Raw genomic sequence first — 15968 nt, 5'->3', positions numbered from 1 at the left:
AAGTTAAATAATAATACGATTATTTAATAAGTTTATGTTTTATTAAATATAGTTATACACCAACAACATTTTAAAACAGATAGTTATATGATAGATATAGAATTACCAACAACATTTTAAAACAGAATATTATATAGAAAAATGTTAACTATAAAGAGTCTTATCTTAAATGGAATTTTGATTTCTAAAATCACTAGGATAGACACCAACATTTGATTTAAATACTTTACTAAAGTATGATGCGTCTTTATATCCAACTAGTTCACAGATATTCTTTATTTCTAATTCTGGATTATTTATTAAAAGTTGTTTTGCTTTATTTATCCTAATCTTTGTAAGATATTTATTAGGAGTATCACCAGTGAATTTTTTCAATATCTTAATTAAGTATTCATTAGTAAAACCAAATTTATCTGAAATATCGTAAATTGAATCTATTGATGAATAATTATTTAGTATATATTTTTCAAGAAGTGCACCTAAATCTTCTGGCTTTAACTTATGTGGATCAACTGAAAAATAATCATTTTCCTTATTTTCTGAATCAAGGATAACTAAGATATTTTGCAGTGAAGAGTTTAATTCATCTATTTTAACTGGCTTTAACAGAAAATCCTTAGCATCATATTTTAAAGCAGTTTTAGCATAATTAAAGTCATCATATCCACTAAGAACTAGAATTTTTATATAAGGATAATTATGATAAATATATTTTATTAGAGATAATCCATCTGAACCAGGCATTTTTATATCAGTAATTACAATAGATGGACACAATTCGTTAACTAACTTTATAGCTTCGTCACCATTATTTGCTTCACCAACTAATTCTAGAGGAATAGATAATGCTTCAATCTTTTTAATTAAATTTTGTCTAATTAAATATTCATCTTCAGCCACAATATATTTATATTTGTGTATGATCATTATAAAAATCCTCCTTATTCGTATAAATTGGTCCTCCAATTATGAAAGCTGTTTTTCCTTCAGTTGAATTATCAATATAAAAAATGCATTCATCTTCGTAAAGAAGTTTTAATCTTATATAGATACTTTTTAGCCCCATTCCTCCTATTTTTAGAGAATTTAATTCTTTATTCTTATCTAAATTATCAAACTTAAATAGAAGCTCGTCCTTTTTATTATTAGATAAACATCCGCCGTTATCTTCGATGATAACTTTCCATCTTTTATTATCAATGCAAGATGTTATTCTTAAATGCCAAGGTGGAGAGGTATTAAATCCATGTTTAAAAACATTTTCGATTAAAGGTTGAAGTATCAATTTCGGAATTAAAATATTTTTAGTATCTTCATCAATACTTGACTCATATATAAATGAATCACCATACCTTATTTTCATACAGTCTATATATTTCTCAGTAAATAAAATTTCTTCAAATAAAGGAACAATATTTTCAGAACTATCAGCTAGATACCTAAAATAACTACAAAGAGAGTTGCACATTTTAATAATATCATCATTCATATTTTCTTCAGCCATTACGCTTATATTAGTAAGACTATTATATAGAAAATGAGGATTTACTACTGATTGTGTAGCCTGCAATTTTGCACGAGTTTCCTCAGACTTTACTAATAAAACTTCATGAGAAGATTCTCTAAGTTTTCTGTACATATTTATAAATGAGTTATATAATTCATGTATTTCCTTAATATTTGAATGAGTGTGAGGAATTATTATTTCATTGTCAGAAAGAACATTGGATAGTGTAATATTTTTTGTTTCATTACTTAGCTTGGTTAAAGGTAAGGTAATCCTGCTAGAAATTATAAAGCATAGTATTAATGTAAATAGTAACGATATCAATATAATAAATACAAAGCTAATTTGAAAAGAATTCAATGATTCTAATACAAAGCTTTTTGGTTCACTTATAATTATTGTCCAATTATATGGTTCTAATTTTTCATAAGATACAAGGTATTCATTATTATCATCAGCCTTTATAAATTTAGCAGAGACTGGTGAAAGTGAGTTTTTTTCTAGTAATTTTATAAAATCAACTTCTACATCTATATTACTTGTATAAGGATAGATTAATTCTTTTTTTTCATTAAATATATAAAATGATGTATCTGGATTCTTTTGGTGTAATTCAGATAATAAACCAAAGATAATTTTATAATCTTGAATTACCTCTACAATTCCTTCTGGTTCATTACTATTATTAAAAAATAAACGAGTTAAGGTTAGATATTTAGAATATTCTATATGTGAATACTCACTGTTTGGAAGACGATCGATTTGTGATATATGCTTGAAACCATTTTTGGCAACTGTTTCTTTATACCAAGATAAGCTCTCTAGATTAATTTCATCTATTCCCTGATAATAACCAGAACCAATACTAATTCCATTTAATGTATAAAGATTAACTTGAGTGGCAGATTGAAAGGTACCAATAATTGAAGTAATAATATCGTATAAAGATAAAACGTTTTCTCTTAAATCAAGAAAATTTGGTGAATTATTATCAGTAGTATAATATCTAGAAAAACTAGTAAAATTCTTTTTTATAGCATTGGAATAAACAATATTCATAGATATTGTAGACATATTATTTAATTGGTCATTTAATGAATTTTTAACAGAAGTACTTAAAGATTCTATTTTTACTTTTGCATCTTTTATAATACTATCTTTATAAGAAGAGTAAAAATAAATAAAGAAAATTGACATTAAAGATATTACCAAAAAACTATAAATAATAAATAGAAATCTTTTTTGAGAATAATAAAATCTATTTTTCATATTTACCACCTTTGAAGATATTATAAAATACAGTTCAAAAAAGTACAAGCGAAAGTTCTATTTTATCCATGTAAAACAATAGATGTAAATGATATCATAAAAATGTGAACAGCAAGAGTTTATGCGGGGAATATTATATAAAATGGGAGGAATTGCTATGGTAAAGAGAATGAGAAAAATTACTACTGCTGTTATGGCAGGAATACTTTCAGGTGGACTTATGGTTGGATGCGGTGGTGCATCTACACCAACAGATTCATCAAGTAATGAGTCAATAACATTAACATTTGGTTCACATCAATCAGGACTTCCTACTTCAGGTATAGTTCAAGATTTAGCAAAGGAATTTGAAGAGGAAACAGGAATTAAAATCGATTTTCAAATTTCACCAGATGCACAATGGAGAGATCTCTTAAAAGTTAAATTGGATTCAGGAGAAGCTCCAGATATTTTTGCTGCTGATGCAGACCCATTAAACTTAGTTACTAGAGTAAATCCTGAAAAATATGTTTTAGATGTAAGTAATGAAGAATGGGTTTCAAGAATGGACCCTAATGTTCTTCCATCAATTTCATATAAGGATAAAGTATATGGTATAACTTTCCCAGGAAAGAAAATGTATTTCTACGTTTATAATAAAGAAATATTTAATAAATTAGGTTTAGAAGTACCAACAACATATGAAGAATTTAAAAAGGTAAGCCAAGCAATTAAGGATTCAGGTATAACGCCTATATATGAAGCAACTCAAAATGGATGGCATCAAGTTCTTCCTTTATTTGAGACAGGTGGAATGTACCAACAAAAACATGAAGACCTTTATGAAAAGCTTAACACAAATGAAGTAGATTTAGATTCAATACCAGAGCTATTAACAATTATAAAACAATTAAAAGAATTTGCTGATTTAGGGTTCTATGGTGATGACTTCTTAAGTAACTCAGTAGAAAATGCAAAAGGAGTTATAGCAAATGAAGAAGCAGCAATGTTTATGGCAGAATCAGCATGGAGAAATGAAGTTAAAGCAGATTATCCAGATTTTGATACTGATAAATTAGGAATTTTCGTAATGCCTTGGGGCGATAATCAAGCTATTGGAGTAAATCCAGCAAGTAATGCGTACTTTATAAATAAAAATGGTAAGAATACAGAAGCTGCATTAAAGTTCTTTGAATTCTTAGCAAGACCAGAAAATCTAAAAAAACGATTAGAAGGACAACCTGGTTTATCTGAATTATGTTGGCCAGAAGTTGAATCAAGATATTCAGAAGAAGACCAAGCATATATTGATTCCTTAGAAAAAGGAATGGTAGTACAAGTTGGAGTTAAATATATAGATAGCCAATGGATGGAAGTTGGTAAAGATTTAGAAGCTATGTACACTGGTGCTCTTACTCCTGAAGAAGTTTTAAAGACAATTATGGATAGACGTACAGAGCAAGCAGAATTACAAAAAGATGAATATTGGGATAAGTAATAAACAATTAAATTATAAATAAATAAAAGTTAATTAAAATGAAGGAGTAAAATGAAGTTTTATTTCCTTCATTTTATTAAAAAATCATGAAATAGAGGGAGGAGTATTATGGATAGAAAAAAGATATATCCGTGGTATTTTACAAGTGGAGCACTTATTATATTTTTCCTATTTTGCTTTTTACCAGGAATCATAGGAATTTTATATTCTTTCACAGATTGGAATAATTTTTCTAGTGAAGTTAATTTTGTAGGATTAAAAAATTATATAGAAGTATTTAAAGGGAAACCTGAATACGCAACATATATTTGGAACACTATTTCATTTACAGCAGTTACAACAATTCTAAAAACAGTAGTAGGTTTAGCTCTAGCACTATTATTAACACAAAAAATAATTAAATTTAAAAATCTTCATAGAATGATTATTTTTTCTCCCCAAGTAATGTCATACCTAGTAGTTGGTCTTGTTTTCAAAAGTATATTACATCCAACAACAGGTTTTTTAAATAACTTTTTAGATACCATGGGTTTAGAGGTATTTACAAGAAGTTGGTTAACAGATTTGAATATAGTTTTTTCTACAGTAATGGCAGTTGATACTTGGAAGGGAATGGGATATATAATGGTGGTAATAATAGCTGGCTTAATGTCAATTTCACCAGAATATTATGAAGCAGCAAGTATTGATGGAGCATCAGGGTGGCAAAAATTAAAATCTATAACACTTCCATTAATAAAACCAATTATTATTAATGCTACTGTGCTTAATGTAACATATGGATTTAGAGTATTTGATATGATTTACTCATTAACAAATGGTGGACCAGGAAATGCAACAGGAGTAATTAATACAGCAGTTTATAAAGAGTTTTCAAAAGGAAATTATGCAATGGGTACAACGTTATCTAGCATTTTATTTTTCATATTACTTCTTCTTGTGTACTTTATTATTAAGTCTATGGAAAATAAGGAGGTTGAAGCTTAATGAAAATCTCAATAAAAAAAATAGCAAAAGCTTTAATAGCAAATATTACTACAATTTTCATAAGTTTAATCGTACTATTACCTCTAGTAGTATTGCTTCTTAATTCATTTAAGACTAAAGGTGAATCTACTAAAATGTCACTTTCCTTGCCAACTACATGGCAATTTGAAAACTATACAACAGTAATTGAAGAAGGAAAGCTTATATCATCATTTTTTAACAGTCTTTTATATTCTTTTTCAAGTGTATTAATAATTGTAATTGTTGTAGCAGCGGCAGCTTTTGTTATTGCTAGAAATAGAAGAGGGCTTAATAATATAATTTATTATTTCATAATTTCTGGAATAGCTATACCGATAAATAATGTAGCCTTAATGAAGGTTATGCAGGCTTTAAGTCTTAATAATACAAGAATTGGAGTAATACTGATTTATGCAGCAATAAATATCCCACTTAGCTTATTCTTATGCTATGGATTTATATCGACTATTCCTAGGGAAATAGATGAGGCAGCAGTAATAGATGGATGCGGACCAATAAAATTATTTGTAAAAATTATTTTACCTTTATTAAAGCCTGTAATTTCAACACTATTTGTATTAAATTTCATGGCAGTATGGAATGACTTCCAAATGCCACTATATTATCTAAATAACTCTAAAAAATGGCCAATGACTTTAGCAGTTTATAATTTCTTTGGTACTTATGAAAATTCATGGCATTTAGTTAGTGCAGATATAATATTAACCTTACTTCCAGTATTAATAGTATTTATATTAGGTCAAAAATATATAGTTGGAGGAGTTTCATCAGGAGCAGTAAAGGGTTAAGTATATTTTATAAAGGAGAGAGTTTTATGAAATTTAGCAATGGATGCTGGTTAGATAAAGAGGGAGTAAAGATTTTTAGTCCTAAAGAAGCCTATAGCACTAAGATAGAAGATGGAGTTTTAACAATATATGCACCTTGTACAAAAATAAATACAAGGGGAGACACCTTAGGTGGAGCAGTAATAACTTATAAAATTTCATCACCAATGGAAGACATAATTAGAATTAGAGCCTATCATTTTAGAGGAAGAAAAGAAAGTGAGCCTAAATTTGAATTAAATGAAGATAAAAATACAAAAGCATTAATTGATGAAAATGAAAAAGAGATAACTTTTCAATCAGGAAAAACTAAAATGATACTTAATAAAGAAAAGTGGGAAATGTCTTATTATAGAGGTAGTAAAAAGTTAACTTGTAGTGAAAATAAGGGACTTGCTTATGTAAAAACTAAGGAAGAAAAAGACTTTTTAAAAATAGAAGAAGATGGTGTTTATTTTAAAGAAGAATTAAGATTAAGCGTTGGTGAGCTAGTATATGGATTAGGAGAAAGATTCACTTCCTTTGTCAAGAATGGACAAACTGTAGATATATGGAATGAAGATGGAGGAACAAGTACAGAGCAAAGCTATAAAAATATTCCCTTTTATGTAACAAATAGAGGATATGGAGTTTTTGTAAATCATCCAGAAAAGGTATCTTTTGAAGTTGCATCTGAAAAAGTTAATAAGGTTCAATTTAGTGTTGAAGGAGAATGTTTAGATTATTTTATAATAAGTGGTGAAACAATAAAAGATGTTATTAAGAACTATACAAGTCTTACTGGAAAACCTGCTTTACCAGCACCGTGGTCCTTTGGGCTATGGCTTACAACTTCCTTTACAACAAATTATGATGAGGAAACTGTAAATAGTTTTATAGATGGAATGGCAGATAGGGATATTCCACTTAGAGTATTTCACTTTGATTGTTTTTGGATGAAGGAGTTTAATTGGTGTAATTTTGAATGGGATGATAGAGTTTTTCCAAATCCAAAGGAAATGTTAGCAAGATTAAAAGAAAAGGGATTAAAGATATGTGTATGGATAAATCCTTATATTGGACAAGAGTCAAAGCTATTTGATGAAGGTATGGAAAAGGGATATCTCTTAAAGAAACCAGATGGAGATGTATGGCAATGGGATATGTGGCAACCTGCAATGGCCTTAGTTGATTTTACAAATCCAGATGCATGTAATTGGTATTCGGAGAAGCTTAAAGAGTTAATAGATATGGGAGTAGATTGCTTTAAAACAGACTTTGCTGAGCGTATTCCTACAGAGAATGTAGAGTACTTTAATAAGGCAGATACGAAGAAGATGCATAATTTCTATACTTATTTATATAATGAAGTTGTATTTGAAACTCTTACGAAATACAAGGGTGAAAATGACGCTGTATTATTTGCAAGATCAGCAACAGTTGGTGGGCAAAAGTTCCCTGTACATTGGGGTGGTGATTGTGAAGCAGATTATGAAGCTATGGAGCAAAGTTTAAGAGGAGGATTATCATTATGTATGTCTGGCTTTGGATTTTGGAGCCACGATATAGGTGGATTTGAAAGTACATCAACAGCAGATGTATATAAGAGATGGGCTGCCTTTGGATTATTATCTTCTCATAGTAGATTACATGGAAGTAAATCTTACAGAGTTCCATGGCTATATGATGAAGAGGCTTGTGACGTAGTAAGGTTCTTCACAAAATTAAAGTGTAGTATTATGCCTTATTTATATAATATGGCAAATATAACTCATAATACAGGACTACCTGTTATGAGATCGATGGTATTAGAATATGAAGATGATGAAGCTTGTTCATATTTAGATAAACAATATATGCTTGGAGATAGTATATTAGTAGCACCTATATTAAATGATAGGGGAGAGGCTAAATACTATTTACCAAATGGTACTTGGATTAACTTCATTAGTGGAAAAGTTTATGAAGGCGGAAGATGGATTAAGGAAAATCATGATTATTTAAGCATACCAATGATGGTTAAAGAAAATAGTTTAATTGCAATAGGAAAAGAAGATAGTATCCCAGATTATAATTATAGAGAAAATGTTACAATAATAGCATATAAATTAAAGGATAATATTAAAGCAAGCACAAAGGTTTTAGACTTAAATAATAATGAAGCACTTTCAGTAGAAGTATTAAAGCTTCAAAATAATATATCAATTGAATCTCATGGAACAGATGAAGAGTGGGAGTTAGTATTAAAAGATATATCAAATATTAAGGACATTGAAGGAGCAGAATTTACTATAGAAGAAAATGATACAAGAGTTAAATTACAATCTGGAGATGTTAAAGTGACTATAAATCTGTTTTAAGAAATTGTTGTTATTAATTTTGGTAGATTAAATAAAGGTGTTGTTATTACAGCACCTTTATTATAATAATTTTTCTAAATTATCTATTAGTTCATTAATAGCATGAACATATTGATTTTTTACTCTATCTGCAATTTCTTGAGCTATATTTTCATTATAAATATGAGAGGTTGAGTTTCTGTCTTCTAAAAGATTAATCCAAACCTTATCGTCAGAAATCAAATTATTTACATATGCTTTTTTAAATATTGTTCTTGGAAAAGAGTTTTCTAATGTAACACCTAAATATTTCATAAATTCTTTTAGCGTCTTATGAGTTAGCTCATAAGTAAACTCAAATCTTTGAATTAAAGAATCTCTAATTATATCGTTATTTCCATCGTATAAATCACTAACTTCTTTAAGTTTAATATATGCTTTTTTTAAATTCATATATTTAAATTCAACATTTCTCATATATAGGGATTCCCTCTCTTTCAACTTGTTCTATAAAAAAAGTATCGTGTACTTCATTAATATTAGTAAAATCAAATTCTAGTAATGTACTTGTATTATTTTCTATTTCATATATAAAATCTGATAAGTTAGATGAAGTATCATCAATATATATTGCTAAATCTATATCACTTTTAGGTGAATTATCCATACGGGCCCTAGAACCAAACAAAAGAATTTTATGAATACCATTATATTTACATGCTATTTCATAGATTTCTTCTACTATTTTTTTATCTAAATTAAATTCAACATTAGTAAGCAAAAACTCACCTCCTATAATTATAGAAAACAATACTTCTTTATAATATTATATACATAAATAAAAATTAATTAAACAAGCAAACAAATATATTTAAGAAATTCAGAAGAATGAGGAATTATATCAATAATTCTACATTTTTAATTTTACATTTACAGTGCATTTTTACATTTTCTAAAGGCTAGTGGTGTTTTTCCATGAACCTTCTTAAACATCTTTACAAAGTTTCCACTATAATTGTAGCCAACCATCTTAGATATCTCGTCAATACTTAACTCTGTCGTGGATAATAAATTTTCTGCCATTGCCATTCGAATAGATGTCGTGTACTGACTAATAGACATATGATACTTTGCAGAAAATCCTGCCTTTAATTTTTGTTCATTAAGAAAAACCCTTTTACTTAAACTTTTAATAGTAGGAGGATTACAAGCTTCCTTAGTTAAAATATCATAAGCCTTTTGAATTGCATTAGCATCAGAAGCTGTTAACTTAATAAATCTGTTATTTCCGATTTTTACTTCACCATAATTTAATTGATTTGTAAAAGCATTTTCTGGTGATGAACATATCTCTTTAGAAAGTAAATCGATTGATTCTAGAATTTTACTTTCTAGATATAAAGGAGTTAGATTATTAACTTGGGCTAAGCTTCTTAAATTTTGAATAATTGTAGCTATTTCAAGAGGTAAATAACGATAAGTATAATTTTGAATGAAATTATTAAAATCTATTGCATCTCCAAAGTTTGGACTAATTACCTCATCAAAGTATTTCTTATAAATTGTTATTTCTACACCATGAAAATGTTGACCTTTCTTCCATGATTGTCTACCTTTTAGCCCTTTTTCTACAATAAAGAATGAAGAGGGAGTAAATGAAGAAATGGGATTATTTTCTATTTTAAATTTAGTTTCACCCATATAAACAGTTCCAAAACGAAGCATTTGTTCTTTATGTTCAAAAGAAAGAGAAAAATCTTCAGGAATTGTATAGTCTCCAATACCAAAGTCATAATAACCCTCTCTAGAATATTTAATAAGATAACCGAGATCTGGTCTATGTTCATTTTTATATATAGTGTAATTTTTCATAGGAAAAGAAGAAAATGTAATTTTCTCTAATACCTTGTTTTGAAATTCTTTTGTTGTATTACAAGTCATAGTTTATCCTCACTTTTAAAAAATTAATTTCTAAATATAAAAAATCTATCCATAATTTCTCACTACTGTTTTTACATTTTTAATTTATGTACGGGAATAATAATATTAGATAATAAAGTATATCCATTAAGTTCGTTTATTCCTAAAGTATATAAAGATTATATCACAATTTTATCCTAATAGATGATAAAATTATTAAATTAGGTGCAAGTGTTGTAATGAGAATGAATATCATATACAATTCATTACGGATAACAGAAATGTGGAAAAATAGTCAAAAAGTTTAATGGAGGTATAATATGAAAAAAAATTTATTAAAAACCTTAGTAGTTTCATGCATGACTGCAGTAATGCTAGTAGGATGTGGGATTAATGGTGGTACAAGTAATGATAAAACTTCAGAAAAGACAGTAACAGTTACAGACGTTAGGGGAGAAGTGGAGATACCAGCAGAACCTCAAAGAATAGTAGATTTAAGTGGTAATAGTGATATTTTATCAATTTTAGGATATAAAGTTATAGGAACTGCAAATAGTGATGCTTATGATTATACTAAGTTCCCTTCATACTTAGAAAAAACATTAGAAGGAGCAGAGATATTAGGTTATAGCATGCAAGATACTATGGATATAGAAGCAGTTATGAACTTAAATCCAGACTTAATAGTTATATCAACAGTTCAAGAAAAGATGTATGATCAATTAAGTGAAATTGCTCCAACAGTTATGATTCAATTAGAAGCATTAAATTGGAAAGAAGATGTTAAAGCAGTTGGAAAAGTATTTGGAAAAGAAGATGCAGCTAATAAGTGGTTAGCAGATTATGAAGCAAAGGCAAAAGAAGCTGGAGATAAGATTAAATCAGAATATGGCGAAGATACTACATATCTTTCATTCTTAGCAAGCGGTGGTCAATTCTTCGTATTTGATGGAGCAGGATTTGGTAGTGTTTTATATGAAGATATGGGACTTGCAAAACCAGAAGGAATGCCAGAACAAAGTGATATTAGCCTTCCAGTAGTAACTTATGAAGGTTTAGCATCAATAAAAGCAGATTATATATTTGCAATAGCAACTGCTGAAGATTTAGCACAATTAGAAAGCAATTCAATATGGAACAACATACCTGCAGTTAAAGATGGTAAAGTGGTAATATTAGAAGCATCACCATACTTTAACCAAGGATATAGCTCAATAGGAAGAGAATTATTAGTAGATGAAATAGGTGAAATGTTAAATGGAACAAAGTAAGAAACGTACAATAATATTTGTAATTTGTAGTTTGTTACTTTTAATAGGAGGACTGGTTCTAGCTGTAAGGCTAGGATCAGTTCATATTAGTTTCTCGGACATTTGGGATAGCATATTTAATTATAGTGAAACATTAGAGCTTATGTTAGTTAGAGATGTGCGAATTCCCAGAGTCCTTTCTGTATTATTAACAGGAGGAATTTTAGGAGTAACAGGTGCAATGATTCAGGGTGTTACTAGAAACCCTATAGCTGAACCATCTATTTTAGGTGTTAGCCAAGGAGCAACATTAGTAATAGCCATATTTTATGCAGCAGGTATTGCAATAAATACACAAAATGTAATGATAGCTTCTTTTATAGGAGCACTTATAACAGGAATTATAGTTTTAGGATTTATATCTAAAAAAGCAAACAATAATTCAATCGCAAAGATACTTTTAGCAGGAACAGCTATGAGCACATTTTTTATTTCTTTAACAACAATAATTGGACTTTTATCAAATCAATCACAAATGATAGGATTTTGGGTTTCAGGTGGATTTAGAAGTGCTAGCTGGGCAGATTTTAAACTAGTATTTTTTATAGGAATTATAGGACTTATTATAGCAATATTATTATCACCTAAAATCAATATATTAAATCTTGGAGACGATGTAGCCATTGGGCTTGGGGAAAAGCCAGAAAAAATAAGATTTACAACACTTATGGTTATGATACCTATGGTTGCAGCAGCAGTTGCAGTTGGGAAAAATATAGCTTTTGTTGGACTTATTGTTCCACAGATAGTTAGAAAAATCTTAGGAGAAGATTATAGAAGAAATATACCTTGTTCATTTTTACTTGGAGCAGTTCTACTAACTTATGCAGATATTGCAGCAAGAATGCTGTTTAACCCATATGAAACTCCAATTGGAGTATTTACAGCTCTTATTGGAATACCATTTTTCATAGCAGTTGCAAGAAGGGAGAGGGGATAATGAAAAAAAAGAAATTTAAAATAGCATTAATAATATTATTAGTCTTATTAGTTATCTCTTTTGCAGTTACTTTATGCTGGGGGACATATAAAGTATCAGTTTTAGATGTTATAAAAACTCTTCTTGGAAATGGAACAAAACTTCAAAATACAGCTATATTAAGTATTAGACTTCCAAGATTATTAGTTGGAGTCTTTGTTGCAATTGGATTATCAACAGCAGGAGCAATACTTCAAACTATAACAAAAAATGATTTAGCAGACACAGGAATAATAGGGATAAATGCTGGGGCAGCAGTTGCAGCAGTACTATTTATTACTTATCAAACTGCTAATTATTATAGTGAACTTGGACAACTTTCAATTTTTGTGCTACCTGTAATGGCAATTGTAGGAGCAGGGATTTCTTCATTTATATTGTATATGCTATCGAGCAGAAAAGGGATAAGACCTAAAAGGCTTCTATTAATAGGTATAGGATTAAATGCTGGACTTAATGCTTTTATAACATTTTTTACTTTTAGAGGTGGAGTTGGAGATTACAACAGAGTTTTGATTTGGATATCAGGAAGTCTTTGGGGATCAGGTTGGAGCTATGCAAAGGTAATAATTCCAATAGTAACATTAATGTTCATATTAGTTCTATTAAATCATAAAAAGTTAGATGTGTTAAATCTTTCAGATGAACTTTCTATATCCTTAGGATTAAACCTAGAAAAAGAAAGAAAAAAGTTCTTGAGCTTTGCAGTAATTTTAGCTGGAACAGCAACAGCTTTTGCAGGAAATATAGGGTTTTTAGGCCTTATCTCACCTCATATTGCAAGAAAGCTAGTAGGTCCTTATCATAAGAATTTTATAGTGATTTCAGCAATTATAAGTGTTATAATAATTCTTCTTGCAGATGCAGTTTCAAGAAATTTATTTTCTCCAATTGAAATTCCAGTAGGAATTACAGTATCAATATTTGGAGTACCATATTTTATTTATTTAATGATGAAGGAGAAATAATTATGGAAGCTATTAGTGTGAAAAATTTAAGTGTTGCTTATGACAATAATACTATAATTGAAGATATGAATTTAAAGATTCCAAAGGGAGAAATTAGTATAATAATTGGAGCTAATGGATGCGGAAAATCAACTTTACTTAAGACTATTGCGAGGATAAATAAACCTAAAAGTGGAGATATATTTATAAATAATAAAAATATAAAGAAGATAAAAGAAAAAAATATAGCAAAAGAAGTAGCTTTTCTACCACAGGGGCCAGTTTGTCCAAGTGGTCTTACTGTAAAAGAATTAGTTGCCTATGGAAGATTTCCTCATCAAAAGATGATTGGTGGACTTACTGCTCATGACAAAGAAATTATTGACTGGGCAATAAATGAAACTGGACTTTCAGAATTTGCGAGCAGAGAAGTTGAAAGCTTATCTGGAGGACAAAGACAAAGGGCTTGGATAGCTATGGTTTTAGCTCAAGAGACAGATATAATAATGCTTGATGAGCCAACTACTTACTTAGATATGTCATATCAGTTAGAAGTATTAGAAGTACTTGAAAAATTAAATAAACAAAAGAATATTACAGTAGTTATAGTTTTACATGAGCTTAATAATGCTTGTAGATTTGCAGATAATATTATTGGCCTTAAAAAGGGAAAAATAATTTGCGAAGGAAGACCATTAGATGTAATTAATAAAGAGAATTTAAAAGAAATATATGGGATAGATGCTAATCTTCAAAAAAGTGAAAATGGCAAATATCCAATATGTATGGAATACGAATTACTGAGGGAGGGTGCATGAAAAACAAGAACTTTATAATAATAGTCATAGGGCAGATTATCTCCTTATTTGGAAATGCAATTCAAAGATTTAGTATGTCTTTGTATTTATTAGAATTTACAGGTAGTGCGGCTACCTTTGCCAATATACTAGCAATATCAACTATACCTTATATCTTATTTGCACCAATTGCTGGAATGCTTTCAGACAAGGTAAATAGAAAAAAGATAATGGTGTACTTAGATTTATTTTGTTCAGTATTAATAGGAGCTTATGCTTTTATACTATTACAAGGAAGAGATAACGAATTAATAGTTGCTGTAGTTATGTTTATATTATCAATTTGTTATACATTGTACGGACCAGCAGTTACAGCTTCAATTCCACAAGTTGTAGAAGAAGATAAACTAACTAGAGCAAATGGAATAATAAATCAAGTAGGATCAGTTGTAAACTTTGTAGCACCTATATTTGCAGGTGTCCTTTATGGATTAGTAGGAATTAAACTAATAGTTATAATAAATGCTATAAGCTTCTTAATATCTGCAATAATGGAATTATTCTTAGAAATTCCAGATGTAGTTAAAAAGGAAGGTGAAAAAGATCATAAAGTTTTATCTATAGGATTTGTAAAAGATTCCTTTATAGATATGAAACATAGCTTTATTTATCTAAAAAAAGAAAAGAAAATTGTACTAGGAATTATAGCATCTTATGCAATGTGTAATATTTTCTTAGTACCAATACTATCAATAGTTGCACCATATTTTATAAATGTATTCTTAGGATTATCTTCAGAAATATATGGAATAGTAGAAGGAATATCTGTACTAGGAATGATACTCGGTGGACTTTGGATAACAATAAAACCAAAGATGTTTTCCATGGAAAAAGTTCATTATACATATTTTCCTATGATAATAGGAGTTGCACTAATGTCAACTTTAACTAGTATTAAAGCAAATAACTATACATTAGCAGCTTTATTTGCTATAGGTGGAATGGCAATTATGCTATCACTATCATTATCAAATGTATTAACATTAACCTTTATACAAAAATCAGTTCCAGGTGAAATGCTTGGAAGAGTATCAGCATTTTCAACAGCAGTTGCAACTGTAAGTGTTGCCCCAGGACAATTACTATATGGGCAAATTATAGATTCTGGAATATCAATAGGAGTAATTTTATTTATTACAGCACTAATTAATTTTGCACTTATAGTATTTGTTAAGTGGAATGCAAGAGAAGCGAAGAGTAAATGCATAATTGATAATGCATAATGCATAATTGATGTAAAAACTCCTCACGGAGTTTTTTTTATGAAATAATGAAGGAATGAAAGAATGAAGCTTCACTTTTGCATTCGCAAAATCGAAATGAAAAAATGAAAGAATGAAGAGCTTCTTTGCTGAAGCAAAATCAGCATCAAAAAATGAAATGAGTGAGGAATAAACTCCTTACGGAGTTTATAAAATTTATAACTCAGCTTGCCTGAGTTATTTCATTAATTATCCATTATCAATTATGCATTATGCATTCCTTTAGCTTGTCTGAATTATTTCATAAATTATCCATTATCAATTAT

14 protein-coding genes are annotated in these 15968 nt (G+C 28.8%); 9 read left to right on the top strand and 5 right to left on the bottom strand.

Going from position 1 to position 15968, the window contains the following annotated elements; genetic code table 11:
• Window positions 1-165: 165 nt before the first annotated feature.
• On the bottom strand, window positions 166-927 hold the full coding sequence (locus tag QK892_RS05780) for a response regulator transcription factor (RefSeq protein ID WP_394855005.1): 762 nt from the start codon (window positions 925-927) through the stop codon (window positions 166-168).
• Window positions 908-2776 (bottom strand): cache domain-containing sensor histidine kinase, encoded by a 1869-nt coding sequence (locus tag QK892_RS05775; RefSeq protein ID WP_317272581.1) that lies wholly within the window; start codon window positions 2774-2776, stop codon window positions 908-910. Before QK892_RS05775 ends, QK892_RS05780 begins: the two co-directional genes overlap by 20 nt.
• Before the next feature lie 157 nt (window positions 2777-2933).
• Between QK892_RS05775 and QK892_RS05770 the strand changes: the two genes are divergently transcribed.
• From QK892_RS05770 to yicI, 4 genes are all read left to right on the top strand, one after another.
• A complete protein-coding gene (locus QK892_RS05770) occupies window positions 2934-4253 on the top strand; it encodes an ABC transporter substrate-binding protein (protein WP_317272580.1) in 1320 nt (439 codons plus the stop codon).
• Between the two features lie 108 nt (window positions 4254-4361).
• Window positions 4362-5240 carry a carbohydrate ABC transporter permease gene (locus tag QK892_RS05765; RefSeq protein WP_317272579.1) on the top strand — a complete coding sequence of 293 codons (879 nt, stop codon included), beginning with the start codon at window positions 4362-4364 and terminating at the stop codon, window positions 5238-5240.
• Entirely contained in the window at window positions 5240-6070 is an 831-nt protein-coding gene (locus QK892_RS05760) for a carbohydrate ABC transporter permease (protein WP_317272578.1), read from the top strand. The genes QK892_RS05765 and QK892_RS05760 overlap by 1 nt, the downstream gene beginning before the upstream one ends.
• A 26-nt stretch (window positions 6071-6096) precedes the next feature.
• Window positions 6097-8448: an alpha-xylosidase gene (yicI, locus tag QK892_RS05755; RefSeq protein WP_317272577.1), complete on the top strand. Its 2352-nt coding sequence runs from the start codon at window positions 6097-6099 to the stop codon at window positions 8446-8448.
• 60 nt (window positions 8449-8508) lie between these two features.
• Here the strand turns inward: yicI and QK892_RS05750 are convergent, their stop codons facing one another.
• The 3 genes from QK892_RS05750 to QK892_RS05740 form a co-directional block, all read right to left on the bottom strand.
• Window positions 8509-8904 (bottom strand): nucleotidyltransferase substrate binding protein, encoded by a 396-nt coding sequence (locus QK892_RS05750; protein ID WP_317272576.1) that lies wholly within the window; start codon window positions 8902-8904, stop codon window positions 8509-8511.
• Entirely contained in the window at window positions 8891-9208 is a 318-nt protein-coding gene (locus QK892_RS05745; protein ID WP_317272575.1) for a nucleotidyltransferase family protein, read from the bottom strand. Before QK892_RS05745 ends, QK892_RS05750 begins: the two co-directional genes overlap by 14 nt.
• Before the next feature lie 149 nt (window positions 9209-9357).
• Window positions 9358-10368, bottom strand: coding sequence for a helix-turn-helix domain-containing protein (locus QK892_RS05740; protein ID WP_317272574.1), 1011 nt, complete (start codon window positions 10366-10368; stop codon window positions 9358-9360).
• A 299-nt stretch (window positions 10369-10667) separates the two neighbouring features.
• On the opposite strand from QK892_RS05740, the gene QK892_RS05735 reads away from it, so the two are divergent.
• From QK892_RS05735 to QK892_RS05715, 5 genes are read left to right on the top strand one after another with little or no spacing between them, the layout of a single operon-like run.
• Entirely contained in the window at window positions 10668-11618 is a 951-nt protein-coding gene (locus QK892_RS05735) for an iron-hydroxamate ABC transporter substrate-binding protein (protein WP_317272573.1), read from the top strand.
• Window positions 11605-12597 (top strand): FecCD family ABC transporter permease, encoded by a 993-nt coding sequence (locus tag QK892_RS05730; protein WP_317272572.1) that lies wholly within the window; start codon window positions 11605-11607, stop codon window positions 12595-12597. The genes QK892_RS05735 and QK892_RS05730 overlap by 14 nt, the downstream gene beginning before the upstream one ends.
• A complete protein-coding gene (locus tag QK892_RS05725; RefSeq protein WP_317272571.1) occupies window positions 12597-13604 on the top strand; it encodes a FecCD family ABC transporter permease in 1008 nt (335 codons plus the stop codon). Before QK892_RS05730 ends, QK892_RS05725 begins: the two co-directional genes overlap by 1 nt.
• Before the next feature lie 2 nt (window positions 13605-13606).
• Entirely contained in the window at window positions 13607-14401 is a 795-nt protein-coding gene (locus QK892_RS05720) for an ABC transporter ATP-binding protein (RefSeq protein WP_317272570.1), read from the top strand.
• Window positions 14398-15663, top strand: coding sequence for an MFS transporter (locus QK892_RS05715; protein WP_317272569.1), 1266 nt, complete (start codon window positions 14398-14400; stop codon window positions 15661-15663). The genes QK892_RS05720 and QK892_RS05715 overlap by 4 nt, the downstream gene beginning before the upstream one ends.
• The last annotated feature ends 305 nt before the right edge of the window (window positions 15664-15968 follow it).

It is taken from the genome of Clostridium lamae (assembly GCF_033043255.1).
GTDB lineage: Bacteria > Bacillota > Clostridia > Clostridiales > Clostridiaceae > Clostridium > Clostridium lamae.
Note: the sequence above shows the minus strand (reverse complement) of the source record. Positions and strands in the feature narration are given on the sequence as shown.

What these genes read in the sequence shown, in the direction of transcription:
- QK892_RS05780 (WP_394855005.1), bottom strand. Translation starts at nt 927, where the DNA reads ATGATCATACACAAATATAAATATATTGTGGCTGAAGATGAATATTTA.
- QK892_RS05775 (WP_317272581.1), bottom strand. Translation starts at nt 2,776, where the DNA reads ATGAAAAATAGATTTTATTATTCTCAAAAAAGATTTCTATTTATTATT.
- QK892_RS05770 (WP_317272580.1), top strand. Translation starts at nt 2,934, where the DNA reads ATGGTAAAGAGAATGAGAAAAATTACTACTGCTGTTATGGCAGGAATA.
- QK892_RS05765 (WP_317272579.1), top strand. Translation starts at nt 4,362, where the DNA reads ATGGATAGAAAAAAGATATATCCGTGGTATTTTACAAGTGGAGCACTT.
- QK892_RS05760 (WP_317272578.1), top strand. Translation starts at nt 5,240, where the DNA reads ATGAAAATCTCAATAAAAAAAATAGCAAAAGCTTTAATAGCAAATATT.
- yicI (WP_317272577.1), top strand. Translation starts at nt 6,097, where the DNA reads ATGAAATTTAGCAATGGATGCTGGTTAGATAAAGAGGGAGTAAAGATT.
- QK892_RS05750 (WP_317272576.1), bottom strand. Translation starts at nt 8,904, where the DNA reads ATGAGAAATGTTGAATTTAAATATATGAATTTAAAAAAAGCATATATT.
- QK892_RS05740 (WP_317272574.1), bottom strand. Translation starts at nt 10,368, where the DNA reads ATGACTTGTAATACAACAAAAGAATTTCAAAACAAGGTATTAGAGAAA.
- QK892_RS05735 (WP_317272573.1), top strand. Translation starts at nt 10,668, where the DNA reads ATGAAAAAAAATTTATTAAAAACCTTAGTAGTTTCATGCATGACTGCA.
- QK892_RS05730 (WP_317272572.1), top strand. Translation starts at nt 11,605, where the DNA reads ATGGAACAAAGTAAGAAACGTACAATAATATTTGTAATTTGTAGTTTG.
- QK892_RS05725 (WP_317272571.1), top strand. Translation starts at nt 12,597, where the DNA reads ATGAAAAAAAAGAAATTTAAAATAGCATTAATAATATTATTAGTCTTA.
- QK892_RS05720 (WP_317272570.1), top strand. Translation starts at nt 13,607, where the DNA reads ATGGAAGCTATTAGTGTGAAAAATTTAAGTGTTGCTTATGACAATAAT.
- QK892_RS05715 (WP_317272569.1), top strand. Translation starts at nt 14,398, where the DNA reads ATGAAAAACAAGAACTTTATAATAATAGTCATAGGGCAGATTATCTCC.